The 17,781-nt window shown below is 50.3% G+C and carries 11 protein-coding genes; 7 read left to right on the top strand and 4 right to left on the bottom strand.

What is annotated here, in order from left to right; all coding sequences use genetic code 11:
* Positions 1-21: 21 nt before the first annotated feature.
* Genes cls through HMPREF6485_RS09450 form a run of 4 tightly spaced genes read right to left on the bottom strand, consistent with a single transcriptional unit; the run spans position 22 to position 5,510 of the window.
* Positions 22-1,287 carry a cardiolipin synthase gene (cls, locus tag HMPREF6485_RS09465; protein ID WP_248622279.1) on the bottom strand — a complete coding sequence of 422 codons (1,266 nt, stop codon included), beginning with the start codon at positions 1,285-1,287 and terminating at the stop codon, positions 22-24.
* 8 nt (positions 1,288-1,295) lie between these two features.
* On the bottom strand, positions 1,296-2,267 hold the full coding sequence (locus tag HMPREF6485_RS09460) for a KpsF/GutQ family sugar-phosphate isomerase (protein ID WP_004346191.1): 972 nt from the start codon (positions 2,265-2,267) through the stop codon (positions 1,296-1,298).
* 59 nt (positions 2,268-2,326) lie between these two features.
* Positions 2,327-3,079, bottom strand: coding sequence for a 3-deoxy-8-phosphooctulonate synthase (kdsA, locus tag HMPREF6485_RS09455; RefSeq protein ID WP_004346190.1), 753 nt, complete (start codon positions 3,077-3,079; stop codon positions 2,327-2,329).
* A 10-nt stretch (positions 3,080-3,089) separates the two neighbouring features.
* Positions 3,090-5,510 carry a mechanosensitive ion channel family protein gene (locus HMPREF6485_RS09450; RefSeq protein ID WP_248622277.1) on the bottom strand — a complete coding sequence of 807 codons (2,421 nt, stop codon included), beginning with the start codon at positions 5,508-5,510 and terminating at the stop codon, positions 3,090-3,092.
* Between the two features lie 144 nt (positions 5,511-5,654).
* On the opposite strand from HMPREF6485_RS09450, the gene HMPREF6485_RS09445 reads away from it, so the two are divergent.
* From HMPREF6485_RS09445 to HMPREF6485_RS09415, 7 genes are all read left to right on the top strand, one after another.
* Positions 5,655-6,497, top strand: coding sequence for a hypothetical protein (locus tag HMPREF6485_RS09445; protein ID WP_004346188.1), 843 nt, complete (start codon positions 5,655-5,657; stop codon positions 6,495-6,497).
* Between the two features lie 589 nt (positions 6,498-7,086).
* Positions 7,087-8,109, top strand: coding sequence for a hypothetical protein (locus HMPREF6485_RS09440; protein ID WP_004346185.1), 1,023 nt, complete (start codon positions 7,087-7,089; stop codon positions 8,107-8,109).
* An 80-nt stretch (positions 8,110-8,189) separates the two neighbouring features.
* Positions 8,190-9,497, top strand: coding sequence for a glycoside hydrolase 5 family protein (locus HMPREF6485_RS09435; protein ID WP_004346184.1), 1,308 nt, complete (start codon positions 8,190-8,192; stop codon positions 9,495-9,497).
* 98 nt (positions 9,498-9,595) lie between these two features.
* Complete coding sequence (locus HMPREF6485_RS09430; protein WP_052296820.1) at positions 9,596-12,802, top strand: SusC/RagA family TonB-linked outer membrane protein; 3,207 nt, start codon at positions 9,596-9,598, stop codon at positions 12,800-12,802.
* A 22-nt stretch (positions 12,803-12,824) separates the two neighbouring features.
* The gene (locus tag HMPREF6485_RS09425; RefSeq protein ID WP_248622275.1) at positions 12,825-14,606 is read left to right on the top strand and encodes a RagB/SusD family nutrient uptake outer membrane protein; all 1,782 of its coding nucleotides are present in this window, start codon (positions 12,825-12,827) and stop codon (positions 14,604-14,606) included.
* 27 nt (positions 14,607-14,633) lie between these two features.
* Positions 14,634-16,262 (top strand): hypothetical protein, encoded by a 1,629-nt coding sequence (locus tag HMPREF6485_RS09420; protein ID WP_004346181.1) that lies wholly within the window; start codon positions 14,634-14,636, stop codon positions 16,260-16,262.
* A gap of 21 nt (positions 16,263-16,283) precedes the next feature.
* On the top strand, positions 16,284-17,768 hold the full coding sequence (locus HMPREF6485_RS09415) for a cellulase family glycosylhydrolase (RefSeq protein WP_004346180.1): 1,485 nt from the start codon (positions 16,284-16,286) through the stop codon (positions 17,766-17,768).
* Positions 17,769-17,781: the final 13 nt, after the last annotated feature.

Below are 17,781 nucleotides of genomic sequence, written 5' to 3'. Positions count from 1 at the left end.
ATAGATAAATATTTTTAGAGATCAGAGGAATGGAGCCAGGAAACTGGCCAACCATCCCCGCAGTTTTTGCCAACGTGTGCGTGTGTGATCCCATATTTCTTCCGTCAGGAGATAGCTGTCTTGCTTGTCTTTTTCAAACAATTCATCAAGTTGTCCGGTGGTGTAGGGATCCAAGATGACGGCGTTTTCCTCATAGTCCCAGCGCAGACTTCTTGCATTGAGATTGGCACTCCCCACTGTACAAAACCGCCCGTCCACCATAATGATCTTGGTGTGGTGGAATCCCGCCGTGTACATCCATATATTGCAGCCCGCCTGCATCAGGTTGTGTGCATTGAAGAAACCGTAATCGGGAGTCAGTGGTATGTCGCTTCGGGTGCTGAGCATGATCTCGACCTTCACGCCTCTTTTGACGGCTTTGCGCAAGGCTTTTTTCAGCTTGTGGCTGAGTGTGAAGTAGGGGTTGATGATTTTAATGGAGTCTTTGGCATCGTTGATGGCGTTCAGGTAAAAGTAGCGGATGATGTCATTGCTTGTGTGTGGCTCGCGGTTGATGATGCCGACGGTCTTCTTGTAGGCCGTTGGAGTTGTGTCTGGTTTCAGTCCCTTGAAGTAGTCCTGCCGCTTGGCCCGATAGTATTGTGGCCCGTGTATGTTCTGGCCGCTCACTTTGTTCCACATGCGCAGGAATATCTTTTGAAGCGTGTTCACCTCATCGCCGTCTATGCGGCAGTGCATGTCGTTCCAGCTCCCCACTAGTCGTGTGCCTTTTATATAATAGTCGGCCACATTCATTCCGCCGGTGTAGGCTATCTGCCCGTCGATGACGACAATCTTACGGTGGTCGCGGTTGAAAAGATCGTCTATCCATGGGAACCTTACCGGGTTGAACTCGAATATCTCGATGCCCCTGCTGTGCATGTCGCGGATATGTCGCTTCTTGAGCGGCTGATTGTTGGAGCAGTTTCCAAACCCGTCAAACAGTGCGCGCACCTCGACTCCCGCTTTTGCTCTCTCCGCCAGCAGGTCAACCAAGGCGTTGGTGATGGAGTCGTTGCGGAAATTGAAGTATTCCAAATGAACGCTTTTTTGGGCTTGACTGATGGCCTTGAACAGGTCGTCAAATTTCTCCTTGCCGTTCATCAGCAGTGTGACCGAGTTGTTGTGTGAGAATGTGATACCCTTCCCGCGGAGTTGTCCGGCGATGAGCGAATCGCTCGTCTGTGCTCCCACTGTGGTATAGAAAACGAGTAGGAGCAATGTTGTAACGCTATTCCGAAGTTTCATATTCCCCCTTAAATCATACATGCGTAGTGGTCGACCACTCCGAGCAGATGTCGTTCCTTGTCAGTCACCAGCACCGTGTGTATGCGGTGTTGTTGCATGATGCGTTGTATTTCCGTGATTTTGGTGTTAGGCAACACGAGCTTGGGGGTGCGTGTCATGATTTCATCCACCGTATGGTCAAAGAATTTTGCCTGCCATTTTTCCATCGCCCGGCGAATGTCACCGTCGGTGATGAGCCCGGCCACCTTATTGTCTTCCAGCGAGACCCCCAGTCCCAGTTTGCCTTTGCTCACTTGGATAATGGCTTCCCCCAAGTGCATGTCTTGCGGGATAATGGGCAGTTGGTCGCTGCGCATCACATCTTCAGCCGTGGTGAGCAATCGTTTGCCCAGTTCGCCGCCGGGATGGAACTGTGCAAAGTCGCGTGGCTTGAAGTCTCTCACCTGCATCAGTGCCACGGCGAGGGCGTCTCCCATGGCCAAGGCTGCCGTGGTGCTGCTCGTGGGAGCCAAGTTGAGTGGGCAGGCCTCCTTCTTGACCCAAACCTTCAGATGAGCATTGCTGAATTTGGCCAAAAGCGACTTCTCGTTGCCCGTCATGGAGATGATGGGTACATTCATGTGCAACAGCATGGGGATGAAGCGCAGCAGTTCGTCGGTTTGCCCCGAATTGCTCAATGCCAGCACCACGTCATCGCTGGTCATCACGCCCAAGTCGCCATGATACACGTCAAGAGGGTTAATGAAAAAGGCCGGTGTACCGGTCGAGGCGAGAGTCGCGGCAATCTTTGCCCCTATGTTGCCGCTTTTTCCCACTCCCGTCACAATGATTTTGCCATGACATCGGTACATCATTTCCACGGCTTTGGAAAAGTTCTCATCCATTTGCGGAATCAAGTCGAGCAGTGCTTGGGCTTCGTCCCGCAGACATTGCTTTCCCCAATTCAGTATGTCTTTTTGTTTATTGCTGTCTTGTTTCATTTTTCTAATCAGATTGATATCAATAACCGGCCGGCATGATAGAGTGGATTACCGGTCTGTCAGATAATCCTGTTTACAAGTGCTTCGAGCTTGCCAAGTTCGAGCATATTGGCTGCATCCGACAGTCCTTTGTCCGGCTCCGGATGCACTTCAAAGAAGTAACCTGTGGCTCCGAAGGCCTTGGCCGCCATGGCCATAGAGGGCACAAACTTCCGGTCGCCCACCGTTTTTCCCTCTCCGGCACTGGGCCGCTGCACGCTGTGCGTGCAATCCATGATGACCGTGGGCACGATCTCTTTCATGTCGGGGATGTTGCGGAAGTCTACTACGAGGTTGTTATAGCCGAAGCTGTTGCCACGCTCGGTGAGCCACACCTCCTTGGCACCGCTCTCGAGTGCCTTCTCTGTCGGATAGCGCATGTCTCGTCCGCTAAGGAATTGTGCTTTTTTGATGTTGACGATGCGTCCGGTACGGGCTGCTGCCACAAGCAAGTCGGTCTGCCGGCAGAGAAAGGCCGGTATCTGCAACACATCGACCACTTCTCCCGCGGCTTCGGCCTGGCAGCTCTCGTGAATGTCGGTCAGGAGTCGCAATCCGTATTTTTCTTTCACCTTTGACAGCATCTCCAAACCTCTCTCCAGTCCCGGCCCGCGGAAGGAGTGGAGCGATGTGCGGTTGGCTTTGTCAAATGAAGCCTTGAAAATGATGTCTATCCCGAGTCGCTTGTTGATTTCTACAAGCGTCTTCGCTACCGTGTCGAGCAGTTCTTGCGACTCGATGACGCAAGGGCCCGCTATGATGATCGGTTTCATATTTCTGTCGTTAGATGTTTGCTTGTGTGTTCTTGTCATTTTGTGCCATGAGTTCCGGTATGCGGTCGTTGTCAGTGCGGATGATGCGGATATCGCGTTGCGGGAACGGAATCTCCACACCGTGGGCATTGAGCGTCTCGTAGATGCATTCCATCACCTCCCCATCGTTGGTATATTGGGTAAGCACAGGCACCCAAATGAGCACTTTCAGGATGATGCTGCTGTCACCGAAATCTTTAAGAACGATTTTCACCCCGCGCTCCTTGTAGATGAACGGCAGCTTGACGATAGCCTCTTGCAGGATTTGTTTCACCATTTTGATATCGCTTCCATAGGCCACGCCCACTTCCAGCACATCCAGTTCATAGCCGTGGTTTTTGGTCATGTTCTTGTAGTTTTTGGTGAGCAGCTGCGAGTTTTGAAACGAGATGATCGACCCGTAGATGGTCTCAATGGTGGTGGAAGTGTAGCTGATGCTGTTCACTTTGCCACGGGTACCGTCGCACTCGATATAGTCGCCCACCTTCACGCGGCCCGCCATGAGCGATGCCCCATAGTAGATGTTTTCCAGAATATCCTTCATGGCAAAACCGATACCGGTGGAAAGACCTCCGGAAACCACAGCCAGTACCGTCATGTTGACGTTGAATATCTTCAACGACACCAGCAACCACACCCCCCAGACGAAGATCTGTATCACATTGCGGGCCATCATGTTGCGGCTCATGGCCGTGTTGGGATCCGATTTCTCGAAGTGGTATTTCACAAATGCCTTGATGGTATGATTGAGATAGGAGAATACAAAAAAGAGGCTGATGACCACGGCGATGGAGGTGATGCTCAGCGTGATAACATCCTTGTTGTCAATAAATTTGGTGTTGAAGATGCGCCAGGTGGTATCGCCCATGTTGAAGATGTCGGCCGCCCAATAGATGGAGATGAAAACGGAAGCTACGCCCAGCACCGGAAGTGCTACATGGTAGACGAGATTGAACAGCCAGCGCTTGGTGATGTCCTGCACATCAAGCCCCTTGCGTTTGCTGTAGACCCGTAACCAGCCGCTCAGACAGGTGATGGTGAGGATGCAAGTGAGCTGCATCATCCACCAGATGATGAGCTGTACGGAAAGCAGGGTAAAGCCTGCCCACGAGCTGATGCAGGAAGTGATGAATACGCCCAAGGAGACGAAAGTGTATAGCATGTCGCTTTTGGGCACATTGTGGTTGTGTCGCTTGATGACATTGGCCTGCCACAGCAAGCACACGAGCAGCACAGGAGGGAAAACCAAGTTGACCAACGCATTGGGGATGAGCACGATGCGAAAGAATATCACGATGAAAGTCACCACAATGAGCGGAGCGTAGATGCGGAAAGCACTCCTGATCTGTTTGTCACTCACACGCAACAGCAGAGATATGAGAATGACTCCCAACAACCAGGCATATTCCACCAGCAGATTGCTGGCCATGATGATAAAGTTCTGGCTGACCACAGTATGGATCACTCCCAGAATAATGGCAAAGGTCACCACCGTCATGGCCATGATGATGCAGGTGCGCTTGGCCATAAAGGAATCCTGCATCTTGGCAAACTTGTTGCGTTTCATCAGTCGGGTGGCGATGATCCGGATGGTGATAAGGTTGATGATGACCGATAGCAAGGCGTAGACGGCAATCAGCGTGAACAGAAAGAAAATGACTCGGACATCCCATTGCGACACTCTCTCACTTCGGAGTGGCTTATATTTCTCCGCGACCGACTCTCCGGTCTTCGACAGGTTTGTCTTCAGATGACTCAATATCTTGAAGTAATTGTCACTGCCATTCTTGAATATGTTGGTCTGTATCTCCTCATACTTCATGTTGGCGAAGTCGTTGAGGGTTTTTAGTTTCTCTTCCGAGCGGTTGTAGTAGCCTATATAGGTGTCAAGCAGCACTTGGTTTTCTTTTAGTTGCCGGCGAATGTTAATGGCCAAAGCCAGACACACGCTGCGGTCTATGCGTGCTTTTTCGCTGAGAAACAGCGGCTCCATGGAATTGAGGTTGGCAATGAGGGAGTCAAAACGTGCCAATTCAGTCGTATTTTGATTGATGCGGTCACGGAATGGTTGCGACTTTGACTTGAACCGGTGAAACTGCTCTGTGGCCTCATGGCAGGCATAGGCCAAATCAAAGATGTAGCCATTGCGTTGCGAATAGAGCATCACGGCGTTTTGGTCGGCCAGATTGGTAATCGTCGTAAGCTCTTCCACCACAGTCTGCTGTTGTTCTTCCATGTCTTTCGACTGCTGTTCAAGCTCCAAATGATAGTTGATGAGCTCTGCCCGGAGTATGTGGAGTGTGGTGTCAAGATTCGCCTCTTTGAGCACTGCGTGGCCGGGCAGTACGCATAGTACGACGAGTGAAACCAAAAACAATAATCTTTTTTCCATAACGGCTGTAACTTGCTTGCAAAGGTAATAAAAGATTGGGGAATAGGCGGGTGGGTGGGGCTGTTTTTTCATTTATTTATTGGTTTCGTAATAGCTTTTCCGTTAAAATTACTACTTTTGCACAAAACAATCAACTAATGAGCAATGAAACTGATAGCTGACGGTGGAAGTACAAAAACCGATTGGGCTGTGGCCGAGGAGGGGATGGTGATGCAACGGATAGTCACGCAAGGCATCAATCCTTTTCATCAGGACGAAAGGCTGATAGCACGCATCCTTTCCGAAGAATTGATTTCCCAACTTGCTTTCCCCATCGATTCCATTTCGTTTTATGGTGCCGGCTGTACTCCAGAGATGTCTCCCAAGTTACAGGGCGTGTTGCGACGCATGTTTCCCCATGCCGGGGAAATCGGTGCGTTCGGCGATCTGCTTGCCGCTGCACGGGCTGTGTGGGGGCATAAGACCGGCATTGTCTGCATATTGGGTACGGGAGCCAACAGCGGACTTTATGACGGTAGGGAAATCGTGATGAACACACCGCCGCTGGGCTATATACTTGGTGACGAGGGAAGTGGGGCTGCCCTTGGAAAGAGTTTCTTGAATGCCATTTTCAAGGGCTTTCTGCCGGCAGAAATGCGTGACGACTATCTTGATTGGGCCGGACTGACCTATGCCGACATCATCTCAAAAGTGTACAGAGAGCCTTTGGCCAATCGTTTTCTGGCCTCCGCAGCCCGCTATATAGTTCTGCACCTTGACAACCGGGCGTTGAGAGAGTTAGTGAAAGCCAATTTCAGGCAGTTTTTCAGACGGAATATCGTGCAGTATCACCGTTGCAGTCCGACCGTAAGCCTCGGTGCCGTGGGCAGCATTGCTTGGCATTTCCGGGAGTTGTTTTCTGAAACGGCTCGGGAAGAAGGGTATGAGCCGGCTAAAGTGATAAAGAGCCCCATTGAAGGACTTGTGCGTTTTCATGCGGAGCTTTAACCAACCTTACAAGCGACGGATGCACCAAGCATACTAACGCTTCCGAGAGCCCACTCTTGTAATTTATTGCAATTTAATCTACTAAAATTTACAAAACATTGCATTCTGGATGATGTTTGTTTGTAAAATGACGCGTTTTGCGATGATTTTGAATGCTTTTATAGCCCGAAAAGGTGCTGATTATGGCATTAAACATTCTCTAAAAAACCTTTTGTACTGCCAATATTGCATGGGCGATTATCCCATACTGCCGAAATGAGAGGGTGGAAGATACGTCATGGGTGTGGTGCAGAGCCTTTGCGCATTCCGTGCTTGGCTGTTGCACACTTGGTGCGGAGGCTCTGCACGGATGGTGCATAGGCCTTGCACCGAATCTTTTCGGTTGTGGAAGAAAAGGGAAGTGACCACTATCGGATTTGCATTTCTTAACTCTTGTCGTAAAAAAGTATTAAGAATGAGCAATAAAGTATCAATGTATTTCAATTTAATGGGTTACATTTGCACCATGTAATCAGAATCACCAATCTAACTGTACAATACAATCATTAACTTACCAAATAAATTATTAAAAACCAATTATTTTACGTTTATGAAGAAAATGTTTACTTTAGCTGCTGCGTTGGTTGCAGTTTTGACCTTGAATGCTGTGACGACAAAAAAGTATGGCTTTGTCATTGATGCGAATCCGTGGAATTATGAGACCACGGCAAAGAGTACGACAGTTCTCAGTGGTGAGATTACCGTGAGTGCAACTTCCCAATGGGGAGAATACAAACTTTCCGATAAGGCCATCGACATGTCGTTATACAAAGGCTATAAGGTTGTTTATGCAGCCTATAACCCCGGTACACCGAAGGACGGCAAACAGGGAATGCAGCTGAAGATGGCGGGTACCCCCGAAACATTGAATGCCTATAAAGACCTTCCGGAGGATGCCACAGAAGTGACGGGCGACTTTAAGGGGACAGAGGGAAGTATAACCACTTTCACTTTACAAGCCAAGACTGCGGACGCTTCCATCAACATAAAGAGCGTTGCGCTCATCAAGCACGATGGGACGGAAGAAGAGATTCATTATGGCGGTGTTGCATGGGGATGCAAGCAGACCGGGGGCACCGTCTTGATTTCTCCGGCTCCCATGCCTTGTGAAATCACTTATACCGGCCAATGGGGAAGTTTGAAGCTGGCCTCTACAGACGGAAAAACCGCTACATTCGCCAAAGGCAGTGGGGAAGTGCAGGCATTTAAGATCTTGTTCTCCGAGCCGACAACGATAGATATGTGTGTCGAAGCCGACAACGACTCCAAAGGCATTGCATGGTTTAATATTCCCGTCGGTTCAACGGAGTTTAGATTTACAATCGATGAAACCACTGTGCCCGAAGATGTCGTGAACATTTACATCAAAGCCAGTAAGGCAGATGCCGTTTATCCTTCGACGGTGAAGTTTGCAAGCATTGAGTCGGTCATTACCTCTCCTACAGGTGTCGATGGCTTAAAGGCTCTCAAGAAGCCTGAACGCAAGACAGCCTACAATGTTGCCGGACAGCAGGTGGGCAAGTCGTATAAGGGCTTGGTCATCGTAGATGGCAAGAAATATGTCCGTAAATGATGTCGAACAAATAAGCATATAGAAACCAAAGGGGCGGTTCTGCCCGTTGTGCGCAGGACTCCCTCTTTCAAAAAACTACAATGAGAAAAATCTTTTGTTGTCTGATGATGCTCGCTGCTTTGTCACTCTCTGCCAAAAAGGGATTTGTGCAGGTGAAAGACGGTCATTTTGTGAGAGACGGTATACCTTATTATTATGTGGGCACCAATTTTTGGTATGGTGCCATTCTCGGTTCTGAGGGGCAGGGAGGCAACCGCGCCCGGCTGTGCAAAGAGCTCGACCGGATGAGGGCCATGGGAATAGACAATTTGAGGATACTTGTCGGTTCCGATGGCCAACGGGGCATAAAGACCAAGGTCGAGCCTACGTTGCAGGAGGCTCCGGGAGTCTATAACGATACGATTCTGGCCGGCCTCGACTATCTGCTCATGGAGATGGGGAAGCGGAGGATGGTGGCAGTGCTCTATCTCAACAATTCTTGGGAGTGGAGTGGGGGCTATGGCTATTATCTCGAACAGGCAGGCGAAGGCAAGGCTCCACGGCCGGATGAAGACGGCTATCCGGCCTTTATGAAGTTTGTGGCCCGCTATGCCACCTGTGAGAAGGCACACCAACTGTTCTATGACTACGTGCGTTTTATCTTGTCACGAACCAACCGCTACACGGGGCTGAAATACACCGACGATCCGGCCATCATGAGTTGGCAGATAGGAAACGAGCCCCGGGCTTTTTCGACAGAAGCATTGCCGGCCTTCGAGAAGTGGCTTGCCGAGGCTTCGGCCCTTATCCGCTCCCTTGACGCAAACCACCTTGTAAGCATCGGCAGTGAGGGTAGTTGGGGATGCGAAAACGACTATGGAGTGTATGAGCGCATCTGTGCTGACAAGAACATCGACTATTGCAACATCCACCTGTGGCCCTACAACTGGGGATGGGCACGGGCCGACCACTTGGTGGAAGACCTGGCCGTGAGTTGCCGGAACACCAAAGACTATATCGACCGCCATTTGGCGATATGTGCTCGGCTCAGCAAGCCGCTTGTGATGGAAGAGTTCGGCTATCCCCGCGACGGATTTTCGTTCTCCCTATCTTCGACAACCGAAGGCCGCGACGGCTATTATAAGTATGTGTTCTCTCTCGTGGGCGACAATGCCGAGAAGGGCGGCTACTTTGCCGGCTGCAATTTCTGGGGATGGGGCGGCTTTGCAAAGCCCCGACATGAGCAGTGGGAAGTGGGCGATGATTATACCGGCGACCCCGCGCAGGAGGCACAGGGCCTCAACTCCGTGTTTGTCACGGACACGACAACCTTGCAGGTGGTGAAAGCGGAGGTGGAGAGAATGCGCCGTCTTGGGCAAAGCAAGCATAAAAGCCGGAGCCACCGGTAGGCTTGTGGAGCAGCGGAACCGTATCGGGAAGCTGACGGAAAGCCACGGATAACTCGTAAAATAAATCATTATAATATCTAATGGAAACAGCTATAAGTATGAATCACGACAGTTTTGATTTGAGGCACATGCCTTCCTTGGGTAAGGCAATGGTGCTATTGTTTATGTTGTTGCTTCCTCTGACGGCTTTTGCACAGGTCAAAGTGACCGGTACGGTCACGGATGGCAGTAGCGGAGAGCCAATCATCGGAGTGACAGTGAAAATTAAAGGGGGGGCTACGGGAGCCGTTACCGACCTTGACGGTAACTATTCCGTGAACGCCAAACCCGGACAGACATTGGAATTTTCGTATGTCGGTTATGCCACGCTCACAGCCAAAGTGCCCGCAAGCGGCCGTCTGAATGTGACCATGAGCGAAGATGCACAGACGCTTAACGACATTGTCGTTGTGGGCTATGGTGTGATGAAGCGTTCCGACCTCACCGGCTCGGTGGCTTCGATCAATGAAGATGCCATCAAGCAGGGTGTCAACACTTCGCTTGAGCAGGCCATGCAAGGACGCATAGCCGGTGTGCAGGTGATGCAGAACTCCGGTGCGCCGGGTGGTGGCATCTCCGTGCAGATTCGCGGTATCAACACCTTGAATGGCAACGAGCCGCTGTATGTTATCGACGGTATCGCCACGAGCGGCAATACTTCAGGCAGTTCGAGTGTGCTGGCCAGTATCAACCCTTCTGACATCACCTCCATTGAGGTGCTGAAAGACGCTTCGGCCACGGCCATCTACGGTTCGCGTGCTTCCAATGGTGTGGTGATGATCACCACCAAGCGGGGACAAGACGGCAAGGCCAAAATACAGTATGAGGGGTATATCGGCTGGCAGGCCCTCCCCAAGAAACTCAGTGTGATGAACCTGCCGCAGTATGCGGAGTTCTATAATGTGCGTGCGGCCATTCAAGGCTGGGGCACCCGCGAAGACTATAAAGACCCCTCGCTGCTCACCAACGGCACCGACTGGCAGGACGAACTTTTCCAGACGGCCTTCATGCAAAACCACTCGGTGAACATCAATGGCGGTAACAAGGACATGCACTACTCCTTGAGTGGCGGCTATCTCGATCAAGACGGTGTGGGTATAGGCTCGGGCTTCACCCGCGCCAGCTTCCGTGCCAACTTTGACACCAACATCACCAACTGGTTGCAGGTGGGCTTCAACGCGGCATACGCCAACACGAAGCAGCTCATCACCTTTACGGAGAACAACGTGATCAACACGGCACTCAACCAGTTTCCCGATGTTGCGCCGCGCAATCCGGACGGCACGTATGGCTTCCCGAAAATCAATGATACCGGTACTTATTACAGCAACCCCATCTTTGAGGCCAACATGAAGGAGAACCGCACCAACAACTACCAGCTTGACTATAATGTCTATGCCAATATCATGCCCCTGAAAGGTTTGAGCATCCGTATAGAATATGGTGGAAACCGTGGTTGGCTGAACAATTATTACTTCACTCCGGAATATTCTTACGGGATGATCAAAAATGAATCTTTGAGCACTCGCAGAAAGAACCTGAGCAAGTACAACTCGTTCAAACAATACGCCACTTATGACTTCGAGCCGTGGAAATCGCACCGGTTCCAGATCATGGGCGGGCATGAAGCGCAGTGGGGCAACTGGGAATCGCTCTCAGGTTCCCGTAAGGGCTATATCTCCGACATCATTCATTCGCTGGATGTGGGTAATGCAACAACGGCCACCAACTCCGGCGACGATGGCACCCAATGGTCTATCGAGTCGTACTTCGGTCGTGTGAACTATAATTTGCTGGATCGTTACCTCGTTACCGCCACCCTTCGTACCGACGGTTCGTCGAGCTTCGGCAAAAACAAGCGGTGGGGATGGTTCCCGTCGGCAGCCTTGGCATGGCGTGTGAGCAATGAAGACTTCATGAAGAATGCCAAGTGGATAGACAACTTGAAACTCCGTTTGGGATGGGGACTTGTCGGCAACCAGCAGTCGGCCTCTTTCGCCTACGGTGCAACAATGGCCAACACTTCCACAGCTTGGGGCACGGGATACTATCCGGGCAACTTTGCCAACGAGAACTTGAAGTGGGAGAGCACGCGGGCTTGGAATGTAGGTTTTGACTTGAATGTCTTGAACAATCGCATCGAGTTTATCGTAGATGCTTATCTCAAAAAGACGGACAATCTCCTGATGAGAGCGGTACTGCCATCCTACGTCATCAACAACGACTATATGGGCATGTCGTCTCCTTGGGTGAACAAGGGCAGTTTGCAGAATAAGGGTATCGAGTTTTCTTTGAATACCGTCAACATCATGACCAAAGACTTGCAGTGGCGCACGGGAGCGACGCTCTCTTTCAACCGCAACAAGTTGACAGCCCTGAACAGCGAGAGCTCTACCATACCCGGAACCATCGGAACCAATACCTATACGCTTTCTGAGGTAGGTGGACCTGTAGGCCGCTTCTATGGCTACAAGGTGATCGGCATGTTCACCAAAGAGAGCGACTTCTATCAGCGGAACGCACAAGGTGAGTTCCTGCTTGATGCTTCGGGAAACAGAGTGCCCGTTGCACGACCGGTCGATACGAACAAGAATCTTCAACCCATTGCGCAGAATGGCATTTGGGTAGGAGATTATATCTATGAAGATATCAACAAGGATGGCAAGATCACGGAGGCCGACCGCACCTATATCGGCGATCCGAACCCCGATTTCACTTTCGGTCTGAACAATGTCATCACGTGGAGGAACTTTGAATTGAGTTTTTTCCTGAACGGTAGCGTGGGCGGCGACATCTACAATCTTGTGCGTCAAGACCACACGAACACACAGGGATATGGCAACAAGATGAGCGAGGTGGCCAACTACGCGCATGTGGAGCTCATCGATCCCAACGGCTCGGCCACTGACATCTCCAATGTGTATGTCCCCAATGCAAATACGGCATCGGTGCAACGTATCAGTGCGGCAGGCACGAGTCTGAATGACAATAACCGTGTGAGCGACCGTTTTGTGGAGAACGGATCCTATCTCCGTCTGAAAACATTGTCGTTGGCTTACAACCTTCCCAAGAAATGGCTCAATCCGCTGAAGATCGATTGGGTGCAGGTGTATGGAAACATTCAAAACCTGTTCACCATTTGCGGATACAACGGATACGACCCGGAGGTTGGAGCACAGGGGCAGAGCGTTATCCTGCAGGGCATCGACAACTACCGCTATCCTTCGCAACGCATCTATACATTCGGCGTGAAGGTCAAATTCTAAACTTATAATTCGAGCAATGAATATGAAAAAGATAAATGTGATAATGGTGGCTGCTCTGGCAGGTCTCTCACTGTCATTGACCAGTTGTAGCGAGGATTTCCTCGACCAGAAGCCCAAAGGTCAATATACGGCCCCGACCTACTACTCCTCCGACAAGGCAGTGATGAAAGGCACCGAACCACTCTACAACCGGGCTTGGTTTAACTTCAATCGCCGGGCTTTTGTCGGTATGGGCTCCTATCGCGCCAATGATGCCTGGAATCCATACGTGAGTGCGGAGTTTGCCAAATTTCAGGTGACCGGCCTGACTGAGGACATGAGCTTGGCGTGGTCGTCACTCTATAACGTGGTGACTATGAGCAATGCCGTGTTGTATAATTTGCAGCACTACACAACCTCTGCTGTCACGGAAAGCGTGAAGAATGCGGCAGAAGGTGAGTGCTATCTCATGCGCGGCTGGGCCTACTTCTACTTGCTTCGTGGCTGGGGAGACAACATCTTGTTTGAAGACAATCAAAAGATGGTGGACAATCCTGTGCAGCCCTTGAATCCAGAAACAGACGTGCTGAAGTTCATTGTCCGCGACTTTCGTAAGGCTGTAGAGCTATTGCCCGAAACGGGGACAGACCATCATCCCTCACGCTATGCTGCCAAAGCGGCATTGGCCAAGGCGTTGTTGGCACAGAGCGGATGGTCTTCGGCAAAGGGAGACCACAGTCGCGACGACAAAATATTGCAGGAGGTGGTTACTCTCTGCGATGAGGTCATCAACTGTGGGCAGTATTCGCTGTTGCCCAACTATGAAGATCTCTTCAAGGCACAGAACAATGACAATAGTGAAACTATCCTTGCCATGCGCTGGGCAGACCCCAATACAGACGAGTGGGGGACAAGGAATGCGCTTTATTCCGATTTGGCTTTTCCTGAAGTGACCGATGTCAATGTATGGGGTGGGGCTCTTGTTGCCTCTGTGGATATGATCGATATCTATAATGAGGAGCCGGCCGACTCGGCACGTATCAACGCCACGTTCTTTACTCCCAACCATCATTACAGTTACATCAAGAAAGCAGAGGGGGGGTATACCTATGCCCACAACTGGATGCAGCTGAAGAAAGGTGTGCTGGGCACCAAAGCGGATGTCGCCCCTTGCAATTTGGCGCAGATGGCTTCACCGCTGAATACGTATATTCAACGTTTGGCCGATGTCTATTTGATGAAGGCCGAGGCCATTCTCGGCAACAACGCAGAGACTTCAGATGCGCAGGCACTTGCGGCTTTCAATGCTGTGCGTGTGCGTGCTGGTGTGGAGCCATACACCAAGATTACATTCAGCGACTTGATTCGTGAACGCCGCATCGAGTTCTGCATGGAGTATTGCAACTGGTGGGATATGGTGACATGGTATCGTTGGAAGCCCCAGACCATGCTTGATTTTTTCAACAACAAGCAGCATCGTGGCTTTGAAATACGCGAGAACAATCTCTTCAAGAATGCAGATGGGACATTTAGCTATCGCTGTATCCCTCCCGGAGTGAAAACATGGTACATTGCCGATTCGAAGGGGCGTGTCTATTGGAATGACAAAATCACGGTATCCGAGAATGACAACACGCCGATTCAAACTGCTGCGCAGGGATATAAGTATGATTTGAACAGTCTTTTGAGAAAATATGTGCCGGGGTATCAAGCCATCACTTTGAGCGAGGCGAACATCTTTATGCCTTATCCGGAGAGTGATGTCATACAGAATCATTATTTCAATGAGGCACCGCAGGCTTACAACTTTGGCAGCGGTAAGTAATTCAAGTAAATATAATAGGATTTTCTTATGAAAAAGAATAGAAATAATATCGGAAAGAGTCTTGGGACGTTGTTGCTCCTGATGGCATTCTCTTTCGTATTTACGTCTTGCAGCGATGACGATTCGGCAGGCGGGCAACCTACGATCACCGGTGTGCGTGTGCCCGACCCGGCAAAGGCCGACAGTCTGTTTACCAAGTCGGGGGCCGGACAGCTCATTGCCATCATAGGTACCAATCTGTGCCATGCACAGAAAGTGTACATCAATGATCAGGAGGTATATTTCAATCCGACCATGAACACCGACCACAGTATCATGGTAACGATTCCTTCGGAGAAAGACGGGTTCAAACTTTCGGCTTTCAACAGCAACATCAAAGATGAGATACGGGTGGAGACAAGCCACGGCACGGCCGTGTATGCTTTCAAGATAACGGCTCCCGGTCCACAACTTCGGCGCATCGATGCCAACTATCCCCGCCAAACGGGTGATACATTGCGGCTGAACGGACTCAATCTTGTGGACATTGAGAAAATGTATATCACCGATTTGCAGTCGGCTCAGCTGGACACAACTGTGTGGAAAGAAGTGGGTGGCAAGCATGTTGACATCACCGACTATTTCAACATCAAGCAAAACCACTACCTGAATACGGCTACCAATGCCTATGAGACAAGCTCCATCGTGGGAGCCATCGTTCCGGCTGAGGCCCCTGATTCGGGTACGCTGGTCATGGAGTGTGCTGCCGGTATTACCTATGTGGGCTACTATAAAGTTCCGGGCAAGCCTGTTATCAGTTACATTTCCTCCGACATGCCGCAGATAGGCGAGACGCTGATTATCACCGGTCGTGAATTTGTTCAGGTTGAGTCTGTCACTTATGGAGATGTGACGTTGAAGCAAAGCGACTTCACCGTTTCTGCATCTCTTGACACCATCTATGTCGATTTCAAGAAAAAGCCGACAGCCGGCAGTGGCACCACGCTCACCGTGAAGACTCCGGGCGGTTCCGTAACCTCGTCGCAGAGCTTCTATGATAGGACTACGCTCTTGACCACTTTCGACGGTGATGCTATCGACAATGGCTGGGGCCCGAATGCTATTTACGAAGACAGCGGTACGGCTGATGGGATATTTGGCCATATCAACGTAACGAACAATGGTGGAAATGGTTGGGGAACTATGATCTATTGGCGTAAAGACTGGAATGGAAATTCATTCCCCCTGTCAGCGAATATCCCCTCGACGGCTTCTGCCAAAGACATTTATCTGGCCTATAATGTCTATGACAACAATTCAGATTTCAACAGTGACACTTTCTCGGGTATGATTCGCTATCTGATTCAGCCGATAGGAGATAAGGAATACTACTATTTCATAGGAGGTAACGGAGTAGAATGGAGCGGTGTAGAAAAGCCTTGGACGTTCACGCATCCGGTTTTGGCCGACATCAACGACCGGAATCCTAAGGGCAAGTGGTATCGTGCTGTGGTCAGCCTCGACAATTTCGGATGTTTCAAAGGTCTTACCTATGCTGACATTGTGAAGCAGGGAATTAACCAGTTCCGCCTGATGGAATGCAATGAAGGGAAAAACAAGGGCAAGATTGACATCAAGGTTGACAATGTGCGCGTCATCTACATTCCTTCAAAATAAAACATTAAAAGCAACTTAGTTATGAAAACAAAGAATATTTTAAGTTTTGTGCTCTTCGCGGCTATGGCTTGGGGACTCCAAGGCTGTAGCGACAGCGACAACAGCATGGCGGCTACTGGGCTTGATGTGACGAAAGACAATGTCTCCGTCAGCGCACTCGATTTCAACATCTCCGCATCTTCTGCCATACTCGGAGTGTCTACCGATGGCGACTGGACGGCCGCTGTGCCCGATGCGGACACTACATGGTTGAAGATTACCCCCCATGCCGGCTATGGATGGAACTATAAAGACTCGACGGCTTCCAACACCAATGCCTACATTAAGGTGACGGTGGCGACCAACAAGGCGGCTGTTCGTACTTCCACTATTACTGTCAAGGCGGATAGCCAATCGAAAACGATTATGGTAAAGCAGAAAGGAACGGGTGTTGATCCCAACGACCCGTTTGAGAGTGCATGGAATATGATAGCCAATTTGAAGGTGGGGTATAATCTTGGGAACACCCTTGACAGCAACCCCGAGGGCTCATGGTGGGATCCCGCCGGCAAGACACCGAAAGACTATGAAACCTCATGGGGGCAGCCTTATACCACTCAAGAGATGATAGATAGCATTGCCGCCAAAGGTTTCAACATCATTCGTGTGCCTGTCACGTGGGGGCCGCATTTGGATTCCAACAACAAGATTGATGAGGCTTGGATGACACGTGTGGAAGAAGTGGTAAACTATGTGTTGAAAGCCGGTTGCTATTGCGTCATCAATGTGATGCACGATACCGGCGAGAAAGGGTGGCTCTATGCTGATATGGGGGATTATGCCACTCGGACCACGAAGTATCAGGCTGTTTGGAAACAGATTGCAGAACGTTTCAAGAACTACGGAGAAAAGCTTGTCTTTGAAAGTTTCAACGAGATTTTGAACAAGCAGCGTTCTTGGACGGCTCCTGCCGCCGGCGATGGGGCCTATCAGGCCATCAATAAGTTGCAGCAAGACTTTGTCAACACTGTGCGTGCAACGGGCGGTAACAACGAATACCGCAATCTGGCCATCACGACCTATGCCGCTACCGGCAACAAAGCTGTGGCTTTGGCTGAACTGGCTGTGCCGACGGATGTGCATCCCAGCCATATTTATCTCACGATCCACAGTTACGATCCTTATAACTTCTGTGAGAACAATGCCGGAAAGAAGGCCGACGGATCGTCATACGACTATAACATTCTGGTGTGGGATGCCGATTGTGAGGCTGAAGTATCCAAGGTGGTCAATCAGGTAGCCAAGCGCGCCGACGAGCTTGGCATTCCATACGTCTTTGGAGAGTTTGGTGCCATTGACAATAAAAAGAATATAAATGAGCGGGTGAAGTATGCCAATTATGTAGCCGCACAATTCAAGGTTCATAACACGACAGGCCTTTGGTGGATGGGACTCTTCGACCGGAAGACACTGACGTGGACCGAACCGCAGCTTGTGAATGCCTTGATGAAGGTCTTGAACAAATAAAAACTTAGTCAAA

Source organism: Segatella buccae ATCC 33574 (assembly GCF_000184945.1).
Lineage (GTDB): Bacteria > Bacteroidota > Bacteroidia > Bacteroidales > Bacteroidaceae > Prevotella > Prevotella buccae.
Note: the sequence above shows the minus strand (reverse complement) of the source record. Positions and strands in the feature narration are given on the sequence as shown.

Excerpts from the sequence above, each read along its gene's own strand:
- cls (WP_248622279.1), bottom strand. The coding sequence starts at position 1,287 with ATGAAACTTCGGAATAGCGTTACAACATTGCTCCTACTCGTTTTCTAT.
- HMPREF6485_RS09460 (WP_004346191.1), bottom strand. The coding sequence starts at position 2,267 with ATGAAACAAGACAGCAATAAACAAAAAGACATACTGAATTGGGGAAAG.
- kdsA (WP_004346190.1), bottom strand. The coding sequence starts at position 3,079 with ATGAAACCGATCATCATAGCGGGCCCTTGCGTCATCGAGTCGCAAGAA.
- HMPREF6485_RS09450 (WP_248622277.1), bottom strand. The coding sequence starts at position 5,510 with ATGGAAAAAAGATTATTGTTTTTGGTTTCACTCGTCGTACTATGCGTA.
- HMPREF6485_RS09445 (WP_004346188.1), top strand. The coding sequence starts at position 5,655 with ATGAAACTGATAGCTGACGGTGGAAGTACAAAAACCGATTGGGCTGTG.
- HMPREF6485_RS09440 (WP_004346185.1), top strand. The coding sequence starts at position 7,087 with ATGAAGAAAATGTTTACTTTAGCTGCTGCGTTGGTTGCAGTTTTGACC.
- HMPREF6485_RS09435 (WP_004346184.1), top strand. The coding sequence starts at position 8,190 with ATGAGAAAAATCTTTTGTTGTCTGATGATGCTCGCTGCTTTGTCACTC.
- HMPREF6485_RS09430 (WP_052296820.1), top strand. The coding sequence starts at position 9,596 with ATGAATCACGACAGTTTTGATTTGAGGCACATGCCTTCCTTGGGTAAG.
- HMPREF6485_RS09425 (WP_248622275.1), top strand. The coding sequence starts at position 12,825 with ATGAAAAAGATAAATGTGATAATGGTGGCTGCTCTGGCAGGTCTCTCA.
- HMPREF6485_RS09420 (WP_004346181.1), top strand. The coding sequence starts at position 14,634 with ATGAAAAAGAATAGAAATAATATCGGAAAGAGTCTTGGGACGTTGTTG.
- HMPREF6485_RS09415 (WP_004346180.1), top strand. The coding sequence starts at position 16,284 with ATGAAAACAAAGAATATTTTAAGTTTTGTGCTCTTCGCGGCTATGGCT.